General features: G+C 55.7%; 20 protein-coding genes, 4 tRNA genes and 1 riboswitch. Of the genes, 1 reads left to right on the forward strand and 23 read right to left on the reverse strand.

Annotated features, from left to right (window positions below; all coding sequences use genetic code 11):
- Positions 1-9 precede the first annotated feature (9 nt).
- The 7 genes from HOJ95_12990 to HOJ95_13020 all read right to left on the reverse strand — a co-directional run bounded on the left by HOJ95_12990 (position 10) and on the right by HOJ95_13020 (position 3,366).
- A tRNA-Lys gene (locus tag HOJ95_12990) sits at positions 10-86 on the reverse strand.
- Between the two features lie 55 nt (positions 87-141).
- Positions 142-218: transfer RNA gene (locus HOJ95_12995), tRNA-Arg, on the reverse strand.
- 32 nt (positions 219-250) lie between these two features.
- Positions 251-327, reverse strand: a tRNA-His gene (locus HOJ95_13000).
- A gap of 24 nt (positions 328-351) precedes the next feature.
- A tRNA-Arg gene (locus tag HOJ95_13005) sits at positions 352-428 on the reverse strand.
- A 477-nt stretch (positions 429-905) separates the two neighbouring features.
- Positions 906-1,658 carry a sulfite exporter TauE/SafE family protein gene (locus tag HOJ95_13010; protein MBT6395618.1) on the reverse strand — a complete coding sequence of 251 codons (753 nt, stop codon included), beginning with the start codon at positions 1,656-1,658 and terminating at the stop codon, positions 906-908.
- Entirely contained in the window at positions 1,655-2,416 is a 762-nt protein-coding gene (locus HOJ95_13015; protein ID MBT6395619.1) for a sulfite exporter TauE/SafE family protein, read from the reverse strand. Before HOJ95_13015 ends, HOJ95_13010 begins: the two co-directional genes overlap by 4 nt.
- 59 nt (positions 2,417-2,475) lie before the next feature.
- Positions 2,476-3,366 (reverse strand): hypothetical protein, encoded by an 891-nt coding sequence (locus HOJ95_13020; protein ID MBT6395620.1) that lies wholly within the window; start codon positions 3,364-3,366, stop codon positions 2,476-2,478.
- Between the two features lie 266 nt (positions 3,367-3,632).
- On the opposite strand from HOJ95_13020, the gene HOJ95_13025 reads away from it, so the two are divergent.
- Positions 3,633-3,959, forward strand: a complete 327-nt coding sequence (locus HOJ95_13025) for a hypothetical protein (protein ID MBT6395621.1) — start codon at positions 3,633-3,635, stop codon at positions 3,957-3,959.
- Between the two features lie 107 nt (positions 3,960-4,066).
- Here HOJ95_13025 and HOJ95_13030 read toward each other — a convergent pair whose 3' ends face one another.
- From HOJ95_13030 to HOJ95_13105, 16 genes are all read right to left on the reverse strand, one after another.
- Positions 4,067-4,483, reverse strand: a complete 417-nt coding sequence (locus tag HOJ95_13030; protein ID MBT6395622.1) for a carboxymuconolactone decarboxylase family protein — start codon at positions 4,481-4,483, stop codon at positions 4,067-4,069.
- Complete coding sequence (locus HOJ95_13035) at positions 4,484-4,735, reverse strand: hypothetical protein (protein MBT6395623.1); 252 nt, start codon at positions 4,733-4,735, stop codon at positions 4,484-4,486. It abuts the gene before it with no gap.
- Positions 4,736-4,800: 65 nt separating this feature from the next.
- Positions 4,801-5,397, reverse strand: a complete 597-nt coding sequence (rdgB, locus tag HOJ95_13040) for an RdgB/HAM1 family non-canonical purine NTP pyrophosphatase (GenBank protein ID MBT6395624.1) — start codon at positions 5,395-5,397, stop codon at positions 4,801-4,803.
- Between the two features lie 14 nt (positions 5,398-5,411).
- Entirely contained in the window at positions 5,412-6,170 is a 759-nt protein-coding gene (rph, locus tag HOJ95_13045; protein ID MBT6395625.1) for a ribonuclease PH, read from the reverse strand.
- A gap of 154 nt (positions 6,171-6,324) precedes the next feature.
- On the reverse strand, positions 6,325-9,414 hold the full coding sequence (locus HOJ95_13050) for an efflux RND transporter permease subunit (protein ID MBT6395626.1): 3,090 nt from the start codon (positions 9,412-9,414) through the stop codon (positions 6,325-6,327).
- Positions 9,415-9,478: 64 nt separating this feature from the next.
- Positions 9,479-11,062: an efflux RND transporter periplasmic adaptor subunit gene (locus HOJ95_13055; protein MBT6395627.1), complete on the reverse strand. Its 1,584-nt coding sequence runs from the start codon at positions 11,060-11,062 to the stop codon at positions 9,479-9,481.
- A 247-nt stretch (positions 11,063-11,309) separates the two neighbouring features.
- On the reverse strand, positions 11,310-12,293 hold the full coding sequence (moaA, locus tag HOJ95_13060; protein MBT6395628.1) for a GTP 3',8-cyclase MoaA: 984 nt from the start codon (positions 12,291-12,293) through the stop codon (positions 11,310-11,312).
- Between the two features lie 15 nt (positions 12,294-12,308).
- Positions 12,309-14,270, reverse strand: coding sequence for a molybdopterin biosynthesis protein (locus HOJ95_13065; GenBank protein ID MBT6395629.1), 1,962 nt, complete (start codon positions 14,268-14,270; stop codon positions 12,309-12,311).
- 18 nt (positions 14,271-14,288) lie between these two features.
- Positions 14,289-15,530: a molybdopterin molybdenumtransferase MoeA gene (locus HOJ95_13070; protein ID MBT6395630.1), complete on the reverse strand. Its 1,242-nt coding sequence runs from the start codon at positions 15,528-15,530 to the stop codon at positions 14,289-14,291.
- An 88-nt stretch (positions 15,531-15,618) separates the two neighbouring features.
- Positions 15,619-15,751, reverse strand: a riboswitch (molybdenum cofactor riboswitch).
- Between the two features lie 19 nt (positions 15,752-15,770).
- On the reverse strand, positions 15,771-15,986 hold the full coding sequence (tatA, locus tag HOJ95_13075; protein MBT6395631.1) for a twin-arginine translocase TatA/TatE family subunit: 216 nt from the start codon (positions 15,984-15,986) through the stop codon (positions 15,771-15,773).
- Between the two features lie 24 nt (positions 15,987-16,010).
- Positions 16,011-17,195 (reverse strand): alanine--glyoxylate aminotransferase family protein, encoded by a 1,185-nt coding sequence (locus tag HOJ95_13080; GenBank protein ID MBT6395632.1) that lies wholly within the window; start codon positions 17,193-17,195, stop codon positions 16,011-16,013.
- Between the two features lie 213 nt (positions 17,196-17,408).
- The gene (locus HOJ95_13085; GenBank protein ID MBT6395633.1) at positions 17,409-17,912 is read right to left on the reverse strand and encodes a MaoC family dehydratase; all 504 of its coding nucleotides are present in this window, start codon (positions 17,910-17,912) and stop codon (positions 17,409-17,411) included.
- 26 nt (positions 17,913-17,938) lie between these two features.
- Positions 17,939-19,048, reverse strand: a complete 1,110-nt coding sequence (locus tag HOJ95_13090; GenBank protein ID MBT6395634.1) for an acyl-CoA dehydrogenase — start codon at positions 19,046-19,048, stop codon at positions 17,939-17,941.
- A gap of 159 nt (positions 19,049-19,207) precedes the next feature.
- Entirely contained in the window at positions 19,208-19,876 is a 669-nt protein-coding gene (locus HOJ95_13095) for a YceI family protein (protein ID MBT6395635.1), read from the reverse strand.
- A gap of 76 nt (positions 19,877-19,952) precedes the next feature.
- The gene (locus tag HOJ95_13100; protein ID MBT6395636.1) at positions 19,953-20,306 is read right to left on the reverse strand and encodes a hypothetical protein; all 354 of its coding nucleotides are present in this window, start codon (positions 20,304-20,306) and stop codon (positions 19,953-19,955) included.
- A 63-nt stretch (positions 20,307-20,369) separates the two neighbouring features.
- Entirely contained in the window at positions 20,370-21,272 is a 903-nt protein-coding gene (locus HOJ95_13105) for an NAD-binding protein (protein MBT6395637.1), read from the reverse strand.
- Positions 21,273-21,282: the final 10 nt, after the last annotated feature.

Raw genomic sequence — 21,282 nt, forward strand, 5'->3', positions numbered from 1 at the left:
AACATAATCTGGTGGACCGCCGGGGAATCGAACCCCGAACCTACGGATTAAGAGTCCGTTGCTCTACCTGGTTGAGCTAGCGATCCGAAACCGTTCGGAAAGGAAATCCCTTTCCAATTAAAACTCAGCTTCTCTTTCCGATGGTGCGCCCGGTAGGACTCGAACCTACAACCTTCGGATCCGAAATCCGATGCTCTATCCAATTGAGCTACGGACGCGTGTCACTCGGAAACCAGAAAAGCACTTAAAATGGGGTGAGTGAGGGGATTTGAACCCCCGGCCTCCGAGGCCACAACCCGGCGCTCTAACCAACTGAGCTACACCCACCATATAAACACTAACAATATTTCCTGGTAGGCCCGGCAGGACTCGAACCTGCGACCTACGGATTAGAAGTCCGTCGCTCTATCCAGCTGAGCTACGAGCCCAAGAAAACACCATATATCGATTCAAAAAACCTGGCCCCAGCCTCGCCAAGCCCGAAAAAAAGCTTCCAGATAATCACACCAGGAAACTGGGCTGTCAACAATGGAAGATGAGTGTGTAATCGTCCCGCTTCGCAGAATGCTGGAGAAATCCAAGGGACCCAAATTCATCTACTATCAGGGAGCCAACAAACAGACACAGGAGTTCAAAAAGTGACCAATTTCACACCACAATTTTGAATTGTGTGAAATAGAAGAATTCTTTATCCACTCAAGCGCAACGAGGCCTTTCGGCCTCGCCCCGCAAAGAGCAAATCCCCCCGATCCCCCCTTACTTTCCTGGATAAAACGAGTATAGGGGATTGTCTGGAAATGTCCATAAATTTCTTGATATTTCAGGGAAATGACAAAAATTTTATACTTTGGTGTTATATTTAGACCAATACGAATACTTAAATACCACGAAACACCCCTAGCAACTTAGCTCAAATTCAAGATCGAGCGCCCCACAAGGATAAGCCCAATCAGAAACAGCACCCCCCTAACCACCCGGTAAAATATCTCCTGCGGAATGCGATCTCGAATCCGCACCCCTGCAGAAAAGCCCGCCATTACAGGGATCAGAGCCAGCCCAATCTCCCAGAATACCTGGGTCGTATATTTACCGTGGGATGCAAGGGAACCCGCAAGCGTGCCCGCCGTTAGGACATTGAACGCGTTGATTACAAACACGAATACATCCTTGGGCCAAAGAAACATTGTTAGATAAACGCCATGTACCGGTCCCGTAATGCCTGTGGCACCCATCGTAAAGCCCACGGCAAGACCGCATACCAACCCGATAGCTGTGCGTGTGCCCACTCCAAATGAATCCATCGCCGGAAGCCGCCGGTGCATCGCCAAGTAAAAAAAGACCACTCCAGCGAGAAATATTCGAATAACATCTGGATTCGTTTCATTCAGGAAAATTACGCCCGCCGGAACGGTGGCAGCCCCCGCGATAAAATAGGGAAGCACATGCCGGAGATTGCGCCATTCCTTCCAGCCCGTCTGGACGTTGAGCAGGTTTGTCACTAACACCGGCACTGACATCAAGACGACCACCTTTTGCGGCGCCATAAAAAGAAAAAGAAAAGAATTTGCGAATACAGGAAGGCCAAATCCGATGGCACCTTTAAGCAGCCCCCCGGCGGCGAGAATTGCTACGGTGGCGGCCCATTCATATCCACTCAAAACAAAACTGTCCCGTAGCGGACGATCAAGATGAGCCCAGCGACTCCGAGTAATACAAGAACGAGGCGCTCAAATATCCTCTCCGAGAGCCTCCGGCGAAAACGGGTGCCGACCCACAGACCAGCCAAAGCTGGGACGAGCATCAACAAAGTGCTCCACCAGGCATCTGCTGCATACAGGCCATGCCAATAAAACGATGAAACCTGAATGAGCGACAACGTGGTGGCGATAATATTGAGCAAGAAAACAAACGCCTCGCGCCTTAACGCAAGCGTATTTATGTAAAATATAATAAATGCCACCGGCATCATAATCATCCCGAATATGAACCCGATAATAACGCCCATAACGGCTCCAAAAACCTTCTGACCAGACTCGGAAATTTGCGGCGGATGCCAACCAGAAAAACGAATAGCGATAAAAAATATAATCATGAGCCCGATGAGGGCGCGGACCGGCTCAGGATCGATCCAGATGAGCACTTTTACGCCGACGGGCACACAAACGAAGGCGATGGGCAACATCCATCTTATTCGTTTGAGTTCGCGGAATTCTCGCGCCGTGGTGGCAGCCGTCGCGGCATTCATTATGAATACGGGCAAGGAGTTGAGGACAATTGCCTCCTGCGGCGTAATCACCAACACGAGAACGGGCACAACGATCAGCGTAATGCCGAATCCGACGGTACCCTTCACAAATCCGGCGAAAAAAAGCGCTCCTATCGCCAGGGTCAAAAATAACGGGGAGAGTTCAGACACGAGGCCGCTCCTGTTCTAAAAAATATCATCACCGGGACCGGTTTCGCGTATCGGGAAGCTTATTCGAACGGCTTGCGGCGGACTTTTCCTTCACCCGCAACCGCCGCTTTCATCAGCAGAATCGAAACGTTGGTCTGTGGTATCAAATGAATAAAATGGTCCAGTTTTTTCTGGATCAGGTTAATCTCATCGTCGTTGCATCCCAGCGCCAGCACTTTCTCGCGGCCAAGTTCCACCGGATGGGGGAACTCCTGAGCAGCAGCGCCCGCTGCTCCCTGCGAGAGGCTCACCGTGATGTCAAAACCTTTTTTTTGCATCTCCTCGTGCACAAGGTCCCAGGCACGCGTCATCATCTCAGGATACTTGGCAAGAGCCCGCCAGACACTCGGGACTCCGCCGAAGCCTGTTTCTTTTTGTATACGATCGAAAAGAGCGCCAACCTCGCCGCCAGCATCCCTCGGTTGAACTAGTTCAGGCGACGCCATGCCCGGGAAGGCGCCCATGGGCAAAGATTCCAGATCTTCATCGAAGCCCGGCGTGATGCCACCGATTTTTACCCCCCCCAGGGTGCCACGGAGCGCATCCACGAGTATCAGGTTTTTCGGATTAATATAATTGTAGATGTCTAAAATTTGGTTAATCTCTTTAATCTGCTCCTCGCTATAATCACATTCCTCCTCAAGCTCTTCCTCGAAATCAGGGACATCCTCTGGCATGGGTGGAGTCATCCGCATGCGAAGGCTGTCGGCGCAACGCTCGAAATAAACGATTGAAGCATTGGGTCGAAGCGCCTCCCAGGCGGCGGCGAAATAGGATTCGTGTACCGCCAGCGAGCGAAAAAGGAAGTTCACCTGGGTAGTTCGAAGAGTCTGCTTAATATCCTCATATATTTCCGAAACGCGGCCTGTTGCGGCCTTTTCTGAAACCTCATCGAGAACGAGGTCTGTCATTTAAAAGTCACTCCTGCCCTTTTGTCGGGGCGCTATGTACCGGGGTTTTCCCTCCACCCGGCGGGATAGGTGAGGTCCGAAATTAGTGCTGCACGAGTATAGAGCCCACACCAGCGCCAAACAACTAATCCGCCCGAAATGAGTTCGGATTACAGGATCCGAAACACGAGCAAGACTCCGAGCTCGGGCCTATATTTATTCTAGGAACTCTCCCGCGGGCCAATCGCCCGCCAAACCGTCAGCAGTAAGAGGGAGGGGGTTGAAACATGATCTACTTGATCTTGGGCATCTTGCTAGTTTTAGTGAGTTCGACAATCCACGGCCCGCCTCTGCTCAAAGCAGCCCACACGTTCCTCGCCCTTCGCGGGAGCCGAGAACATTCTTGTCCCGAAACGAAACGAGACGCTCGAATTCAGATAAAAGCAGCCAGGGCGGGCTGGAGTGTTCTTATGGGTGGGCTCGCCGACATCCAGGTAAAAAACTGCACCCGCTGGCCTGATAGGCGAGGGTGCAACCAGGGATGTATAGCCGAGGCTTTTGAGCCAGAAGATTTACGGGAAGAGTACACCCCGTTGTTTGAGCACATCGCCTGACAAGAAAGACAAGGCAAAGTAGGCCACCTGGATTTCATTACACAAACGCCCCCGAATATCCGGGGGCGTTTGAGCGTGTGAGGCGCAAAAAAATTTAAATGAGCGGCCTAGCTGAGTGCCTGTCCATCCGGCTCGGGGAATGTCTCGGGCCAGTTGTCGATCATCGTCTGGAGATAATTCTTCACTCTATCGGGATTCAGCGCGACTGACTTTTGAATCTTATCGACCTCTCCCTGCTCCTCAATTGGCATGTGGAGCGAGTCCATAAAGCGATTCCAGGAATTAAACAGGCAACTCATCAGCGTAACCTCAATCAACTCTGTTTCGGTGAACTCCTTGTTCACGATCTCAAAGATATCGTCCCGATCACGGGCAGTATTTTTCGTTACGTGCTCCGCCCAGAGGACCGCCGCCTTCTCCCGGCTAGAAAGAAGAGGCGAGTTCATGTAATCCTCCGAAACTATCGCCTCGATTTGTGCCTCGGTGATTCCCGCCGCCTGACCAAGCGACGTATTGTGGGCCATTCAGTAGTTACAAGCGTTCACCTGGCTCGTCTTGATGATGACCATTTCCTTGAGTTTGCAGGAAAGAACGCTCCCGGCTCCCTCGCGCTGCATCGTGGCGTTGAAAAGAAGTAGCATCCGCGCGACAAGCGGAGTTTGACCAAGAACCCGGAATGAATGCGGAACCCGGCCCAGCATCTGTGTCGTTGCCTCATAAAGACGGGCGGTTTCGCCTTGCGCCTCATCTAAACCAATCTGGCTTACCCTAGGCATCAAAATTCTCCTTTTATCAAATAGATGGCTAAAACAGCTTCGAATTAAACCTAAAACTGGCAGACCTAGGTACCCAATTCCCCCGCCAACCACTCGCGGAACGCCATGAGCGCCCGGCCTCGGTGGCTGATCCTGTTTTTCACATCCAAATCAAGTTCAGCGGCGCTCAGGCCCCGTTCAGGAATGAGCATAAGCGGATCGTAGCCGAATCCCCCCTCACCCCTCGGAGATTCCAAAATCCGCCCTGGCATCAAGCCCTCGAAATAAACAGGCTCCCGGCCAGGGCGGCAAAACGCTAGGGCGCACACATAGCGTGCCACCCTCCCACCTTCGGCCACACCCTCCAGGCGCTCAAGCAACAAGCGGTTGCGCCCTGCGTCATCGAGCCCCTCGCCCCCGAAGCGGGCCGAGCGCACTCCCAACTCACCCGGAAGCGCATCCACCTCGACCCCCGAGTCATCCGCCAGGGCGGCAAGTCCCGACGCCAGACATACAGCCTCGGCTTTGATCAGCGCGTTTTCGGCGTAGCTCTCACCCACCTCTTCTGCCTGGGTATCGATGCCAGCCTCATCCTGGGAGAGCACAGAGATCGGCAAACCCTCGAGCGCGTGCCTAAGCTCTCGAACCTTGCCGGCATTTCGGGTGGCGAAAATGATCTTCACGAGCAGATGCCGCCTCAGGCGCCCCCGAGAAAACGACCTTGTAATTCGGAGAGTTGGTCGATGCCCTTCTCAGCCAATTGAATAAGCTTGTTCATTTCGGATTTTTTAAATGGCTCGCCCTCGGCGGTACCCTGAATCTCAACGAAGCGGCCTTTTCCCGTCATGACGACATTCATATCCACTTCAGCCTCAACATCCTCGCCATAATCGAGATCAAGAATCGGTGTCGTTCCGATAATACCCACGCTTACCGCCGCAATGGAGCCAATCAGTGGGTTTTTCTCAAGCCCACCCGTTTTCATCAAGGAATCGACTGCCAGGCTCAGCGCAATAAATCCACCCGTCACCGAGGCGCAGCGCGTCCCCCCATCGGCCTGAAGCACATCGCAATCGACATAAAGCGTCCGCTCGCCTAGGAGTTCCAAGTCCACGATGGCCCTCATTGAACGACCAATAAGGCGCTGAATCTCTTGCGCGCGGCCACTCCTCGATCTTGAGCGCGGAACACGCGAGGTGCCACTGCCTGGCAACATGGAATATTCCGCCGTCACCCATCCCTCGCCACTTCCCCGTTTATGGGGCGGCACAGAATCCTCGGCCGAAACCGTACACAGAACGCGCGTATTTCCCATCTCGAATAGACAACTGCCCGGCGTCGTCTGAATGTAGCCAATCTGCGCCTTCACTTCGCGGCACTCATCGGGCATTCGCCCGTCCGCCCGGATCAAGGGGCCTATGCCCGAACCGTCCTTTTTCTTGGCGTTGCTGGCCATAGTTATTCCTCAAAGAAAATCAAATAAAATGATGAATTCACATGAAAACCGGGAGAGATCTTATCGGTCTTTAACGATGGACGCCAGCGGCGAACGCCAGTAGCAAACATCAGCGACGGAGAAAAAAGGGAGAAAACCTGAAATAAACGAAGTTCTAACTACTTGGAGATAACTCCCTAGGTGCGAGCCCCACCAGCGACCTGAGCTTGGCAACAAGATTCTTAGCCACAAGGAAAACGCACGGAACGAGAAAAAGAGTGAACAGGGTCGAGAGTGAAAGGCCACTCAGGACAACTACACCGAGAGGCTTGAGCATTTCCGAGCCCTGTCCCCATCCGAGCGCAAGTGGCACCAGCGCGCACACCGTTGTAAGTGTCGTCATGAGAATCGGGCGAAGACGGGTCGAGGCGCCCTCGACGATAGCCTCACGAATTTCAGTGCCCTGCCTCCTGAGTTGCTCAATATAATCCACCATGACAATCGAGTTGTTGACCACTATGCCGACAAGAAGAATTATCCCAATGAGGACAGTCGAGCCAAAGGGTGTTCCCGTAAGATAGAGCCCAATAAGCGCACCCGATAGCGCGGGCGGTACAGCGAAGATGATGACAAACGGGTTAACGAACGAGTCATATTGAATCGCCATCACGACATAGACCAAAAACAAGGCGAGCAGGGCGAGCGTCAATAACTCGCGGTTCGATTTGTTGAGATTCTCCTCATCGTCTCCGGGAAGAATGAAGTAGCCCCTGGGCAGCTTTATGTCCGCAAGCCTGGCGCGCACATCACGGCTCACATCGCCCAGCGAGCGGCCCGAGATATCACCCGTAATCTGAAGCCTTCGGTTTTGATCGACGCGTACGATGACCGAGCTTCCCGAACCATAGCGCACCTGGGCAACATGGCTTAGCCGGGTGGACTCCCTGCCCACCGGAAAGAGTGGAAGATTCTCCAGGTCCTGCGCGCTTTTGATTGCCGTGTCCGAGAGCTTCACTCGGACGGGCACACGTTGATCCGCCCTATTCAGATAGGTAGCGACTGAGCCGTCGATGGCAGTGCTCACGGTGTCGCCCACCTCCTCAACCGAAAGGCCAAGCTCGGCCGCCCTCTCACGGTTAATCTTAATATGATATTCGGGCCGGGGTCGGTCCTCATTTAATTGAACATTTTTCAAACCAGGTATGCCCTGGAGGCGATCGACCGTCTCCTCACCAATCTGATTGATGACTTTCAAATCGTCACCACGCACCCCAAGGGAGAAGCTCTTATTATGGCGGGAGTTGGATGTCCTGAGGCCACGCACCCGGCTTTTGTAGGCATAGATTCTTGCATCGGGGTATTCGAGACGGGAAATTCGAGGCCTAAGCTTTTTGAGATAGGCGAATACGCTCACCCCTTTCTTGAGGTTCACCGCAATGCGCCCCCTGGAGGCCGAGGCCGAGAAATTTCTTCCGAATAATCGCCCACCCGCCGTAGCGAATACTTTATCCACCTCGGCATCCTTCAAAAGCATGTCGTGCACCCGGCGGGTGACCTCCTTGGTATATTCGAGCTTACCCCCCGGCGAGAAGCGAATGTCCACCGTGACGCGCCCGTCATCCACCTTGGGCAGCAATTCGTTGCCAAGTTGGCCCAGCAAAAGATAGGCGCTCGAACAAAGCACCAACGCGACGATAATCACCACCCACCTCATCCGGAGCACCGGGCCCAGAATCGCCCGGTAAAGATCATTTAGCTTCGCGATGAACCAGGCAAAAAACCGAAATAGAGGAAACCGGCTAAATCCGCTTGTCATCGGGATCTGGAGCATCCGGGCCGAGAGCATGGCCACCACAGTGAGACCGATGAACAAGCTGCATATAAAGGCGAAGGTTATTGTCAGGATAAGCTCGCGGAACAAAAGCGCGACGTAGCCAGACACCAGCAAAAAGGGAAGCACCGCCGCCACGTTGGTCAGGGTAGAGGCAATCATGGGGGTCTCGACCTCAGCCGCGCCTTCCTCGGCAGCCTTTACCGGCTCATCTCCCATCCCTTGATGGCGAGATATATTTTCGAGCATAACAATGGCGTTATCGACGAGCATACCCACCCCCAGCGCCACCCCGCCGAGACTGAAGATATTGAAGGTGAAACCAAACATCCACATCAAGAAGAAGGTAAACACCGAGGCAACCGGAATCGCCAGCCCGATGATGAGAGTACGCCTGAGGCTCCCAAGAAAAAGAACGACAACAATAATCGCAAGTATCCCGCCGACCAGAGCAGAGGTTAGAACGTTTTTAATCGATGAGCGGATGAAAAAACTTTGATCTGAAATCGCAGTGAGGTGCACCTCGGGAGGAACGATGCCGTAGCGTTTGAGAAAGTTCATCCGAGCGGTCAACCCATCCACCACGGAAATCGTGTTCGCATCGGGCTGCTTGAGGGCAACAACCTTAATGCTCTCCTCGCCATTGAGCCAGACGAAAATCCGGCGGTCCCTTCCTTTGTCTTTGACCTTAGCAAAATCACTGAGATATACGCGGCTGCCGTCCTGTGTCGGAAAAATAAGGCGCTTAAGCTCCTCGGGCGAGCGGAGCTTGCCCTGGGTACGGCTCGAATATTCGCGCTCGGCTGTTTTCACCCGCCCGGCTGCCAGGTCCATATTCTCAGAACGCATGCGCTTCAATACGCTGGGAAGATTCAGCCCGAGCCCCTGCATCCGGGGAAAGTCCACGAGGACCTGAATTTCCTCCGATTGGCCGCCGAAGGCCTCGACCGAGGCGATGCCGGGCACCACCATTAGCTGAGGAATCAGCACCTTGCGCGCCCAGGTCTGAAGCTCAGGGCCCTTCATTTTTTTCGAAGAAAGGGCATACTCGATGATTGGAACTTGCGCCGGGTCGGATTTGAAGATTCGCGTATTCTGGAGCGAGGTCTGTATCTCGTCGGGCAGGTTGCGCCGCGCCACGTTAAATTTCGTGATGGCATCCTGAAGCGCAAGATCGATGTCGCGCTTAAAATCAAAGAACAGCCATAGCCGCGCCGCGCCCTCCCGGCTAACCGAGAAAATACGAACAAGCCCCTGGGTCGTCGCCAACTCGCGCTCAACCACCTTGGTCACCTGCTCCTCGACCACCTGGGGATCCGCACCCGGAAAATCGATGCCAATAAAGATACGGGGATAAACAATCCGAGGCAGGAAATCCACCGGTATGCGGGTAAGTGCAAAACTTCCCAGGACGAGGGCACATATTACGCCCATGATGGTTCCTACTGGCCTTCTGATACAAAGCCGACTAAGCGACATGGAAAACCTTTCTAGATTATCAATTGACTATCCGGATGGGCTTGCCGTCCTTTAATTGTCCGGTGGCGCTGACGATCACCCTCTCGCCCACTTTGAGCCCTTTAAGAATCTCGATTCTCCCGTCTACCATCTCGCCGAGCTTGACCTTGCGTTTCACGGCCATGAATTTTGGGCCTTTCTTTCCGCCCCCTTTACCGCCTCTTTTTCCACCGCGCGGCGCACCTATTTTTTTCTCTCCCGCCTCGGCCTGTCCCGATACCGCGTCGGGACGTTTATCCCCCTTCTTGCGCAATTGGCCACCGCGACCGCCCTTGCCCTCTTTGCCTCTCCTTTTCCCATTCATGCGCTTGATGACAAAGACATGACCCACCCGGCGCTCTGTGTTGCCGTCCCATAGCACCGCATGAACCGGCAGGTTGATCACCTCCCGGCCCATGAGGGGTTCAAATTTCAAGCGAGCAAGCAGACCCGGCCTGAGCACAAGATTCGAGTTGTCGAGTTCGACCTCAACGGTAAGCTGGCGAGCACGCGGATCGACCTGCGGATATATCCGACTGAGCTTTCCATTGAAAATCCGCCCGCGAAACGCATCGAGTTCGATTCTAGTGTTCTGCCCCTTCTTAAGGCGGGTTAAATCAAGTTCACTCACCCGGGAGCGGACACGAAGTTTGCGGATCTGGGCCAGAGTGAACAAGTGTGAGCGGTTGACAGCCAGATCCCCGGGCTCTACCCGGCGTTCGGTGACAACGCCGGAGATAGGAGATTTGATATTAAAGTAGTCGAGTTGAGTTTGAAGAAGAAAAACGTTCTGGCGCGCCTTTTGCTCGTCCGCCTTGGCAGCCTCGATGTCCTCGGCGCGGTTGCCAAGACGCTTGAGCTTGAGTTCCTCGCTGGCCACGTTGATCCTTGCCCTGTCCTCGCTGATGCGGGCAGTCCGCTCGGCAATTTCGGCACGAGCGCGAAGAGACTCGGTTGAGACTTTGAGCCACTCCTGGCGGCTGATAACCCCGCGCTTGAACATCGCCTCTAAAGATTGAGCGTTAATCTCAGCTTCCTTGAGTCGCGCCTTGGCACCCTCAAGCTCGGCCTCCGAGCGTTTTAGCGAGGCGCGTACCTGCTCGACACCCGCCTCGGCGGCCGCTATCTCCTGGGGACGATATCCAGCCTTGAGTTTTTTTACGTGAGCACGAACGGAGGCAAGTTCGCTCTCGGCCAGTGCTAACTGAATCCGGTGGATAGTCGAGTCGAGCGTTGCGAGAATCTGCCCCTTGAGAAGAAAATCTCCCTCGCGGACCTTCACCTCCTGGACCTGGCCCTCGGCCCGGCTCATCAGCTTCACTTCGCTGAATGGATAAATTGTCCCCGTCGCCTTAACACCCCTGCCCATGCGGGCCTTGGCGGCTTTTTGCACCTCTACCGGAAGAACCGCTCTGCGCCGTCGCCTTCCACGGCCCGCTTCAGCTGGAGGGGCAAGTTGTATGGAGACGAATAAGAATAAGAACGCAGCGATAAAAACACGGAGAACAGCGCGAGAAAGCTTTATGTCAAAGGACTGCAGCCGCCTCGGACTGAATTTACGCATTGACACCCACATGCCGCTCATAGCTCTCCTGGCTCTCAAAGGCCGCATTTCAACCTTTCATTTCAACTACTTACAGATAAACATGTACGCGGAGAACAAATTGGACCATTTTTTCGATTTAAATACAAGTTAACGATAATTTCCTTAATAGTTTGGGACGCATCAAAGTTCCATTTTTGGGGTAGGAATGGTTCCGCTCTGGGAAAAAGGGACCAGCCACAACAAGGCGAGCCAAAGATAGCGCCAGTTCACTCAGCCCTAGGGGTGGTCAGCCGCCAATGGAGCTCATCGTACGGCTAGGCTGGACAAATTCTTTTTGCCCGATGAGATGGCCCGGCGTCTTGGTGCGAACCACCTCGGCAAGCCATTTTTTGATTTCATCGTCCGAGGAGCCTCCCCTGAGCAGGGCCTTGATGCTGTGCTCCTCGGCAGAAAACAGGCAGGTGCGTATCTCGCCCTCAGCCGTGAGGCGAAGCCTGTTGCAGGCCTCACAAAACGGCCTCGTCACCGAGGCAATGACCCCGACCTCGCCCTTGCCATCTTTGTAGCGGTAGCGTGTCGCAGGGTCGGATGGATGGCCCGAGGTAATCTCAAGCTCGCCCTCGCTTGAGAGCCCTTTGAGAATTTCTTCGGCAGTAAGCACTTTTTCCCGCTCCCAACCCTTATCAGCATCAAGCGGCATGTACTCGATAAAGCGAACGATATGGCCCGTCTCCCGCGCCCATTTAGCAAACTCGGGAAGCTCGGCTTCCGTTAAATTTTTGATCGCCACCGCATTTATCTTTATCGGGCTGAAACCCGCCGCCGCTGCCGCCTCGATTCCCTTCAAAACCTGGTCGAGCAGGTTTCGCCGCGTCATGAGCAAAAACTTATTCTCATCGAGCGTATCGAGGCTGATGTTCACCCGGCGAAGCCCGGCCTCGTAAAGACGCTCGGCCATCTCGGGCAAATAAACCCCGTTCGTCGTCAGCGCAAGGTCCATGCCCGGCTGAATCTCAAGCATCTGGCGAATCAGTTGATCAATATCCTTTCTCAACAAAGGCTCGCCGCCGGTAAGGTGATAGCTCGTAAAACCCAGTTCAGTCGTCAGCCGCACGACCCGCGCCACCTCCTCGTAGCTAAGAATTTCCTCGTGGGGCAGAAAACTCATCCCCTCCTCTGGCATGCAGTAAAAACACCGAAAGTTGCACCGGTCGGTTACGGAGATACGCAAATCGTCGTGCGCCCTGCCATAGTTGTCTAATAAAGGCATCCTATTCCATCTCCTTTAAACATTCTCGGGCGGGGTCATCACCTGCCCGGTCAAATCCGTCTTGTAGCCGCCCAGTGCCTCGACACTCGCCGCAAAAGCAGGCTCCCTGAGCACCTCGATAAGTTTTTTAATCAAAGGCGTCTCCCAGTATTCGGCCGGGAAAATAAAATCAAACCGCTCCCAGCCCAGCGAGACAAACTCAAGGCCCAAAAGCTTTGCGGCCGCGTAAATGCCCAACCCAGCATCAGCGCGAGCGCCCGCAACAGCCATCGCCACGGCCACATGAGTCGTCTCGACACTTCCGTACCCGGCGACATCCGCCGTCGAAATTTTGGCCCCGTCGAGAAGGTGGTCAAGTAGCACCCGCGTTCCCGCCCCGCTCTGGCGATTAACGATGGTCACATCGTCCCGGGCTAGATCCGCCACAGAAGTAATACCTTTCGGATTTCCTGGCGGCAGCAAAATGCCCTGCTCGCGTTGAACAAAATTGACGACCACCACCTTTTTTCCTTTGAGGTAGCGGCGAATATAGCTCCAGTTGTAATCGCCGGTTTCAGGGTCGAGTAGGTGGCTGCCCGCCATATGGGCCTCGCCCCCCTTGACGGCGATGATGCCGGCCATCGAGCCCACCGCCGAGGTGGAAAGACTAACCTCTCTGTTGCGCTCCCGCACTCTGCTCGCCAGCAGATCAAGTGCGTTGTCGTGGCTTCCCGCCATCAAAATATTGCCCCGCACCTCGCTCAAGGGGCGGAGCAATTCAACCTCGACCTCCTCGCCAGCCTCGATTCCCTCAGAGCCCGTCCCGATGCGAACCATGCCGTCCGCCTCGACTAGACTGCTGATAACGCTGGCGCCCCGCTTGGCGGGAAGGGCTATCAGGCGACCGCCCACTTCACCGAGCTTTACCCTCAAAAACTCCTCCATCCCCGGTCGCGAGGCGCTTTTGCGACTCATCAAGGCGCGCGTCGTTGGATATTCCTGTCCCGGTGCGCCTGCCATATGCGCCATCAGAGGCCGTACGAACTCTTGAAGCGCGAGCGCCGCCGACACTGGATAGCCCGGTATCCCGATGAGGGGTCTTGCCTGTCCCGAGGCAGTATTTCCCACTCCGAGAATGGTCGGCTTGCCGGGAAAAATCGCGACACCGTGAACCAAAAGCTCCCCAAGTTTTCGAACAACCGAGGAGGTAAAATCCTCGCGCCCAGCCGATGAGCCCGCGTTCACTAAAACAATGTCCGCCCGCTCAAGGGCGTCGCGCACCGCCTCCTCGATTGCCTCAAGCCTGTCCTCGATGATGGGGAACACCAAAGGCTCCCCGCCCCATTCAGTGATATACGACGACAAGATAACGGAATTAAATTCGATCAAATCACCCGCCTTCAAATCCGAGCCCGGCGAGACCAACTCATCGCCTGTCGGAATGATGGCCACGACGGGAAGCTTTCGAGCCGCCACATGGGTGACGCCTGCGGCGAGCATAGCGCCCAGATCATAGGGCCGAAGCCTGTGGCCCGGCGGCAGCAACAAATCACCCTCGACCACATCTTCCCCAGCCACTCGCACGTTATTCCAAGGCGCGAGCGCCGCCTCGATCTCTATCGTCTCCGAGTCGATCTCGTTCACCACCTCGATTATGATCACGGCGTCCGTCCCCTCGGGAAGCGGATCCCCCGTATCAACGGGAAAAGCATCCACACCAACCTGCATGGATCTGGGCTCGACGACCGAGGCGCCATAAGTTTTTTCTGCCCTGACCGCAAAACCGTCCATCGCCGAGGCGTGAAAATGGGGGCTCGAAATCGCCGCATAAACAGGCCCTGCCGTGATGCGCCCAAGCGCTTCAGGCACAGCGACCGTCTCAACCGGCAACGAGGCGGCTGGCCCCGTTTTTTCGATCAATCGGGCAAGGGCATCCTTCCTCGCGATGTTTTCCAAATAAATGTTCCGCCCCGATAGGGGCAGCGCGGTGTCGCTCATCGTCTCAAAAACCTCTGGTCAATAAAGCGTGACGCGCACATCGGCGCCCGCTCGCAAACCCTCGACAGCAAGGGGAATCGTAATAAAACCGTCCGCCCCCGTCATGGTCGAAATCATAGCGGAATTTCCCATGAGCGGATGTGCGGTCACCCCCGCCTCTCCCCGCTCAAGACGAACGCGAACCATATCCTCGCGCCCCGGCGCCGAGGCGAGGTTGCGGGAAAGCGATGCGGTGATTCCACTCTCGCTCTCCAACCCCGTTTCCCGCTCGCCGCTCAACTGCCTGAGAATGGGCCGCACGAAGGCATGAAAAATCATCAGCGCCGATACCGGGTGGCCCGGAATGCCGACTACCGCCTTATCGACATCGCCGCGCCGCACGCGACCGATAATGGTGGGCTTGCCGGGCTTAATCGAAATCCCGTGAACAAGGACGCCCGGCTCGCCCAGAGAATCGATGGCCTCGACCGTGTAATCGCGCACCCCCATCGAGCTTCCCCCCGAAATCAAAACCGCGTCCGAGCGCTCAACCGCAGCGGCAAGGCGGTTTTTAATCGTCGCCAGATCGTCAGGAAGAATTTCCTCTGTCTCGGGAATTCCACCCGCCTCGATAACAGCCGCCGCCAGCGAGAAGCGATTGATGTCGCGTACCTGACCGGGGCCGGGCACCTTTGCCGGATCGATTAATTCATCACCCGTCGGGAGAATAGCCACCCTCGGGCGGCGACGAACCTTGAGGGTTGTAACACCCACCCCCGCAAAAGCCCCGATGTCATGGCTCCTGAGCCGGGAGCCTGCGGGAAGGATTCGCTCGCCCGCTTTTAGATCGTCACCCACCTGGAGAACATTCTCGCCCACCGCACAAGGTCGCCGAATCTCGACCACATCATCATCAGGGGCCGTCGTATACTCGACCATCACAACCGAGTCCGCCCCCGGTGGCATCATCCCGCCGGTGTTAATTCGCCCCGCTTGACCAGCACCCAGTTCAAAACCGGGGGCCTCACCCATTGGCACTTGGCCCACAACATCGAGATAGGCGGGTATCGATTCACTTGCACCAAAGCTGTCGACTGCGCGCAGAGCGTAGCCATCCATCGTCGAGCGGGCGAACTCGGGTAGATCCACCGGGCTGCTTACGTCCTCGGCCAGGATACGGCCCACGGCGTCGAACGAGGGAACCTCCTCGGCTGGAAGAGGGGAAAATTCCCTCACCGCCTGCCGCGCTTCATCGGGGGATATAACCTTGAAAAATTCCATCCACAAACTCCGGGCGGCTAGAGGCACCGCCGATATCACCGCCTAAAAAAACCAGCCGCCGCTCGCGCGGGGCTGGCAGGACATCCGTTGATGCCGGCCCAGCGCTCCTTTCCAATTACCGGGAGGCGACGCCGTTTCCAGCGCAACCCTTCGGCGCGATCTCATAGCGCCACAACGAACATGACGCCTTAGAGCTATCGCGCTCGGAGGCTGGTGAATATTTACTTATAACTTCCCGGCCTAGGCTTTATCGCCGTCGGCCGGTTTGCCGGAAGCTGACGCCACCGGCTCCTCATTGCTCTCGGGCAGTTCGTCTCCGCCGTCGCCGAGTCCCTTCTTGAAGTTCTTGATTCCTTTGGCAAGGCCAGAGCCGATCTCCGGTAGGCGTTTTGCGCCGAACACAAGCACACAAATCAGAAGAACAACCAGGATCTCTTGAAATCCGAACGGGAACATCGCTGTGGCTCCTTCAAATATCCCTTAGGACAGGGCCTCTGCATACACCTGGGTAACCGCGGCGGACGCATCGCCCACCTTCTGAGTATACCCCATCCTCTTGAATATAACCTCCAAAGCCGAAATGAGGTAGGCCACATTCTCCTGCCGCGCGCCGTGGCCCATCATGCCTATGCGCCAGGCTTTCCCCGCCACAGGCCCGAGCCCGCCGCCAATCTCGATGTTGAAGTCGTTTAAAAGCGACTTGCGAACCGCGCCATCGTCAATATTATCACCAATGGACACGGTATTGAGCGTGGGGGTGCGGGCGCCCTCCTGGGCAAACATTGAAAGACCAAGCGCCTCGACACCCGCCTGAAGCGCCTTGCTTGCCAGCGCATGGCGGTCGAAGCGGGCCTCAAGGCCTTCCTCGAGCACCAGCCGGAGCGCCTCCCTGATGGCATAGTTCATCGTGATGGGCCCGGTGTGGTGATAAGAGCGGTCACTTCCCCAGTAGCTCTCAATCATGGACACGTCAAAATACCAACTCGCCACCTTGTTCTTGCGCTCGCGCATCTTGCCAAGTGCCCGCTCGCTCATCGTGAGAGGTGCAACGCCCGGCGGGCAGGAGAGACATTTCTGGGTTCCGCTGTAGGCAATCTCGACGCCCCATTTATCCACCTCGACGGGAACACCGCCGAGGGATGTCACGCAGTCCATCAACAAAAGCGCACCGTGGCCCTGGCAGGCGGCGCCAATCTCCTCCATGGGCTGGAGAACGCCTGTGCTCGTCTCGGCGTGGACGATACCCACCAGAGCGGCATCGGGATTCGCGTCGAGAGCTTTTTTCACCTCGGCCGGATCGATGGGCTCGCCCCAGGGAGCCTCGACCTTGATGACCTCGGCGCCGTAGCGCCCAGCCACGTCCGTCATGCGCGTTCCGAAAACACCGTTGACGCAGATGATGGCCTTATCGCCCGGCTCGATAACATTACACACCGCCGCTTCCATGCCTGCGCTGCCGGTGCCCGAGACCGGAAAAGTCACCCGGTTCTTCGTGCCAAACACTTCGCGGAGCATCACCTGACAGTCGTCCATGACCGCGAGAAAATCAGGATCGAGATGGCCGACAACATTCGTGCTCATCGCCTTGAGAACACGGGGGTGGACCGGGCTGGGACCGGGCCCCAGAAGAAGCCGTAAATGTGGATTCAGTTCGCCAATGCTCATTCTTAGTCCTCAATCAATAGGGATTCATGGAAAACCGCCCCGCCTAAGGGACAGAAAGATATGCCAAACAGAAAAAACCACCTGCCGTCATCGAGGAGCGCATCCTAGCACGGCCCCTCACCGAGCCGAAAGCAGGAGGTGGCAAGAGAGAAAACCCACTTAACATTTTGTTTATAAAAGGAATAACCCATTCAAACGAAAAAAAAGAGACCCCTATTCCCCGTCCAGCGGAATGTTGTCGTAGTCGGGAATAGCGCCCATACCCCGCTTGGCGGCAAGAGACTTCCTGCGATACTCCATGATGAGTTCGCCGCGCTGGTTGTGGGCGCGCGTCTCCATGTGGACGATGCCTCGATCGGGCTTTGATTTCGACTCGCGCTTATCCAAAATTTCGGTCTCGGCATAAAGCGTGTCGCCGTGAAACACCGGGGCCGGCATTTTGATGTACTCCCACTCCAGATTCGCTATCGAGCGATAGGAGGTGTCCGTCACCGACATCCCGGCCACAACGGCGAGGGTGAGCGTTGAGTTGACGAGCGGCTTTCCGAATTGTGTTTTCGAGGCATAGTGATGATCCGAATGAATCGGATGGGTATTGCCCGTGAGCAAGGAGAACTGGGTATTGTCAGATTCAAGAATCGTCCGGCCCGGGCGGTGCTTAATCACCTCGCCGACAACAAAATCCTCATACCACCGACCCATCTGAAAATCGGGCATTGAATCTTCCTCCTGACTTAATTCCGCTAGGCCGGGTACAACTCAAGCAGACGCTTGGCGATGATGAGGCGCTGAATCTCGTTCGAGCCCTCGCCAACGACAAGAAGCTTTGAATCCCGGAAATAGCGCTCGACGGGTAGCTCCTGGATGTAGCCCATACCACCGTGCACCTGTATCGCCTCGCTCGCACAAAACTCGGCCGTCTCAGACGCCATGAATTTCGCCATGCCAGCTTCCAGATCGCACCGCTTGCCCGCCGCCTTCATCGTCGCCGCCTGATAGGTAAGAAGCTTTGAGGCCTCGATTCGCGTGGCCATCTCGGCAAGCTTGGCGGCGATGAGTTGATGCTCGGCAATTGGCTTGCCAAAAGTCTCGCGTTGCTGGGCGTAGCGCACTGAATCTTCAAAAGCGGCCCGCGAGAGCCCCACGCTCCGGGCGGCGACGTTGATACGACCGCCCTCAAGGGCGCTCATGATCATGGGAAAGCCCCTGTTCTCCTCGCCAAGAAGATTCTCAATCGGAACGCGCGCTTCATCGAAAACCAGTTCGCTCGTCCGAATACCTCTGTAGCCCATTTTCTTGAGGTGGCGGCTCACCTGAAATCCAGGAGACCCTTTGTGGACAATGATGCACGAGATTCCTTTCGCTTTAGAGGCATCCGGGTCGGTTCGGGCGAAGACAGAGAACATGGTGGCATTCTCGGCGTTCGATATGAACATCTTCGTTCCGTTTAGGACCCACTGATCTTCCTGCCGAACAGCGGTGGTGCGAAGCGCGGCGGCGTCCGAGCCCGAGCCGGGCTCCGTGAGCGCCATGCCCGAGTGCCACTCGCCCGTGGCCATCTTTGGCAGATAGGTATTTTTTTGCTCCTCGGTACCATGATGGAGCAACATCCATGCGGTCATCATGTGGGTGCCGAGAATTCCAGCAACACTCATCCACCCGACAGACAACTCTTCCATGGCAATGGCGTAGCAAACCTCATCCATTCCGCTGCCGCCATATTCCTCGGGAATCGTGAACCCGAAGATACCAAGCTCCTTCATCTTCTTGACGATGGGCATCGGATACTTATCCTCGTGCTCATATTCCATCGCGATGGGACGCACTTCGCGATCGACAAAATCCTTTATCATGGAGCGGACGTTGCGCTGTATTTCGTTAAACTCAAAATCCACGGCAAAACCTCCCTGGAGGCCACCACAAAGAAGGCCCCGGAACCAAACTCATCCTGAATTATTCAGCAACCCAGAATAACCGTATTTTCAACTCTGATCGATAGCCCGTTGAATTTCTCAACGAACCCCCGGAGAGGCAACGAGGCGGACTCTGACAACAACATCGCCGCTTCCCGGCATAAGGAGAAGCAACGTGGGCCTCGACATATCAAAATCCGAGAGTTCAAGACGCCCCGTTCCACGAATATAGAGATCTGTCCCGGTGTCCGCCATGCTGAAGGAGAGCGGAATCTCCCGCTCAACACCATGAAGTTTCAACACCCCCCGGGCCGTGAGGCGCCAGTCTTTCTCACGCTTGCGCTGCTCGCGTGAGGCAGGCACTCCGGTTGCCTTGATAGATGAAACCCTAAGCTCGATGTCGGGATACGCACTTGCTTCAAGGACATTACGCAGGAGCATTTTCTGTTGCTCGGCTTTTTTCGACTTCAACGAAGCGGATTTTATGGCAATATGCCCATTGGCACCCTTAAAAGAGCCGCCCGACCCCAAAAACAACTCCCCTTTAAGGACCGTGAAATGGGCATCGTAGGGAACGGCAAGCGGGCCGCGAAAGGTTAATGAAATTCTGCTTCTTTTCTGGCTGACGACATAACGATAAACAATTGGCGATTTACTAGGCGGCGATGATTCACGGGATGGGGCCGCCGCCCGCGCGGGCGAAAAAGCGAGAATGCCGATTACAACAGCGGCCCCGCCCATCCGTAGAAATTTCCACCCACTTTGCATGACACCCCTCAGACAGGCGCTACAAATTATTCACCAGCGGCGGTGTAACCAGCCAACCTGCGCGCCGAAAATTAAATTATTCGGATATGTCCACACCCGCCTCGTTCAGGTAGTGCTGAAAATCACCCGGCACCGCCGATATAAACGAAACGGCCTTTTCGAGCGCAATGAATTCCATATCTTTTTCATCGCCCGATACCTCCTCGCGCAATTCCTCGAGTACCTCAAGAAGTTTTTCCGCCCCCCCTGCTGACGCGGTGCCTTTTTTCTCTGAAGGCGGCTCGCCCGCCTCGACAAACCCGGTGAAAGGCCCCACCTCGTAGGAGATAAAACAAAAGGCATGATAGATGGCCTTCTCCTCCAGGCCCCCTTCGCCTTGTGTGTCTTTTCTAATTGCGTTCAATTTCGCCAGAACCGGCTCTACTTTCACGAATCACTCCCTTCGGTGATATTCAAAACCTTGCAAACAAAACCGCCACGACACCTAGTGGACTTATTTTTTAGCTCGCGCCTCGACACCGGCCATGCGCTCAAGAATCTTCACGATGGCGATATGATCAAGCCCGTCCTCGCCTCCAGCCGCCAGTTCGGCAAACATCTGGGCCACGATTTTCGTGCCGGGAAGGGGTGAATCAATCTCCTCGGCCTTTTGCATGGCGTATCTGAGATCTTTCATATGACTCGACACCTTGCCGCCGGGGGCAAAATCACCCGAGAGGATTTTCGGCGCCTTCACCTCAAGCGCCCCGCATCTCGCCAGACCGGCCCCCATCACCTCGGCGAGCGCCGCCGGGTCGAGCCCCGCCTTTGCACCGAAGACAAGCGCCTCGCCTACCCCGAGAAAAGTGACGCCAACAAGAATTTGATTCGCGAGCTTCGCCACACAACCTGACCCTGGCGCCTCGCCAACCAGGACAACTTTCCCCCCCAGAACATCGAGAAGCGGGCGACAACGCTCAAAAGTAGCCCGAGGCCCTCCCGCCATAATGGCGAGAGTTCCCTGCTCTGCGCCCTCGGGTGCACCCGATACCGGCGCATCGAGCATCTCCACCCCGCGCTCGGCAAGGGCGGCGGCCACCTTTTCTGCGCTTTTGGGATCATTACTAGTCGAGTCGATTAGCACGCTCCCCGGCTTCATTGAAGCGGCAAGCCCGTTTTCGCCGAAAACAACGTCTTCGACATGCGGCGCATCGGGGAGCATGGTGAAAATAACCTCAGAGCGCGCAGCCACCTCGGCGGGGAACTCGCAGGGAAAGGCACCCTCGGCAGCCAGTGCGTCCACAGAGGGGCGACTACGATTAGTCACGGCAACAGGGTGCCCCGCCGCCATCAGCCTGCGCGCCATGGGCCGCCCCATTAGGCCGAGACCTATAAAACCGACACTTACTTGAGACATTGGCACAATT

It is taken from the genome of Nitrospinaceae bacterium (assembly GCA_018669005.1).
Classification (GTDB): Bacteria; UBA8248; UBA8248; order UBA8248; family UBA8248; genus UBA8248.

Coding starts and splice junctions, on each gene's coding strand:
- HOJ95_13080 (MBT6395632.1), bottom strand. CDS start 17,195: ATGAGCATTGGCGAACTGAATCCACATTTACGGCTTCTTCTGGGGCCC.
- HOJ95_13025 (MBT6395621.1), top strand. CDS start 3,633: ATGATCTACTTGATCTTGGGCATCTTGCTAGTTTTAGTGAGTTCGACA.
- HOJ95_13030 (MBT6395622.1), bottom strand. CDS start 4,483: ATGGCCCACAATACGTCGCTTGGTCAGGCGGCGGGAATCACCGAGGCA.
- HOJ95_13035 (MBT6395623.1), bottom strand. CDS start 4,735: ATGCCTAGGGTAAGCCAGATTGGTTTAGATGAGGCGCAAGGCGAAACC.
- rph (MBT6395625.1), bottom strand. CDS start 6,170: ATGGCCAGCAACGCCAAGAAAAAGGACGGTTCGGGCATAGGCCCCTTG.
- moaA (MBT6395628.1), bottom strand. CDS start 12,293: ATGCCTTTATTAGACAACTATGGCAGGGCGCACGACGATTTGCGTATC.
- HOJ95_13020 (MBT6395620.1), bottom strand. CDS start 3,366: ATGACAGACCTCGTTCTCGATGAGGTTTCAGAAAAGGCCGCAACAGGC.
- tatA (MBT6395631.1), bottom strand. CDS start 15,986: ATGTTCCCGTTCGGATTTCAAGAGATCCTGGTTGTTCTTCTGATTTGT.
- HOJ95_13095 (MBT6395635.1), bottom strand. CDS start 19,876: ATGCAAAGTGGGTGGAAATTTCTACGGATGGGCGGGGCCGCTGTTGTA.
- HOJ95_13090 (MBT6395634.1), bottom strand. CDS start 19,048: ATGATAAAGGATTTTGTCGATCGCGAAGTGCGTCCCATCGCGATGGAA.
- HOJ95_13070 (MBT6395630.1), bottom strand. CDS start 15,530: ATGGAATTTTTCAAGGTTATATCCCCCGATGAAGCGCGGCAGGCGGTG.
- HOJ95_13085 (MBT6395633.1), bottom strand. CDS start 17,912: ATGCCCGATTTTCAGATGGGTCGGTGGTATGAGGATTTTGTTGTCGGC.
- HOJ95_13050 (MBT6395626.1), bottom strand. CDS start 9,414: ATGGGCGTAATATGTGCCCTCGTCCTGGGAAGTTTTGCACTTACCCGC.
- HOJ95_13065 (MBT6395629.1), bottom strand. CDS start 14,270: ATGAGCGACACCGCGCTGCCCCTATCGGGGCGGAACATTTATTTGGAA.
- HOJ95_13055 (MBT6395627.1), bottom strand. CDS start 11,062: ATGAGCGGCATGTGGGTGTCAATGCGTAAATTCAGTCCGAGGCGGCTG.
- HOJ95_13105 (MBT6395637.1), bottom strand. CDS start 21,272: ATGTCTCAAGTAAGTGTCGGTTTTATAGGTCTCGGCCTAATGGGGCGG.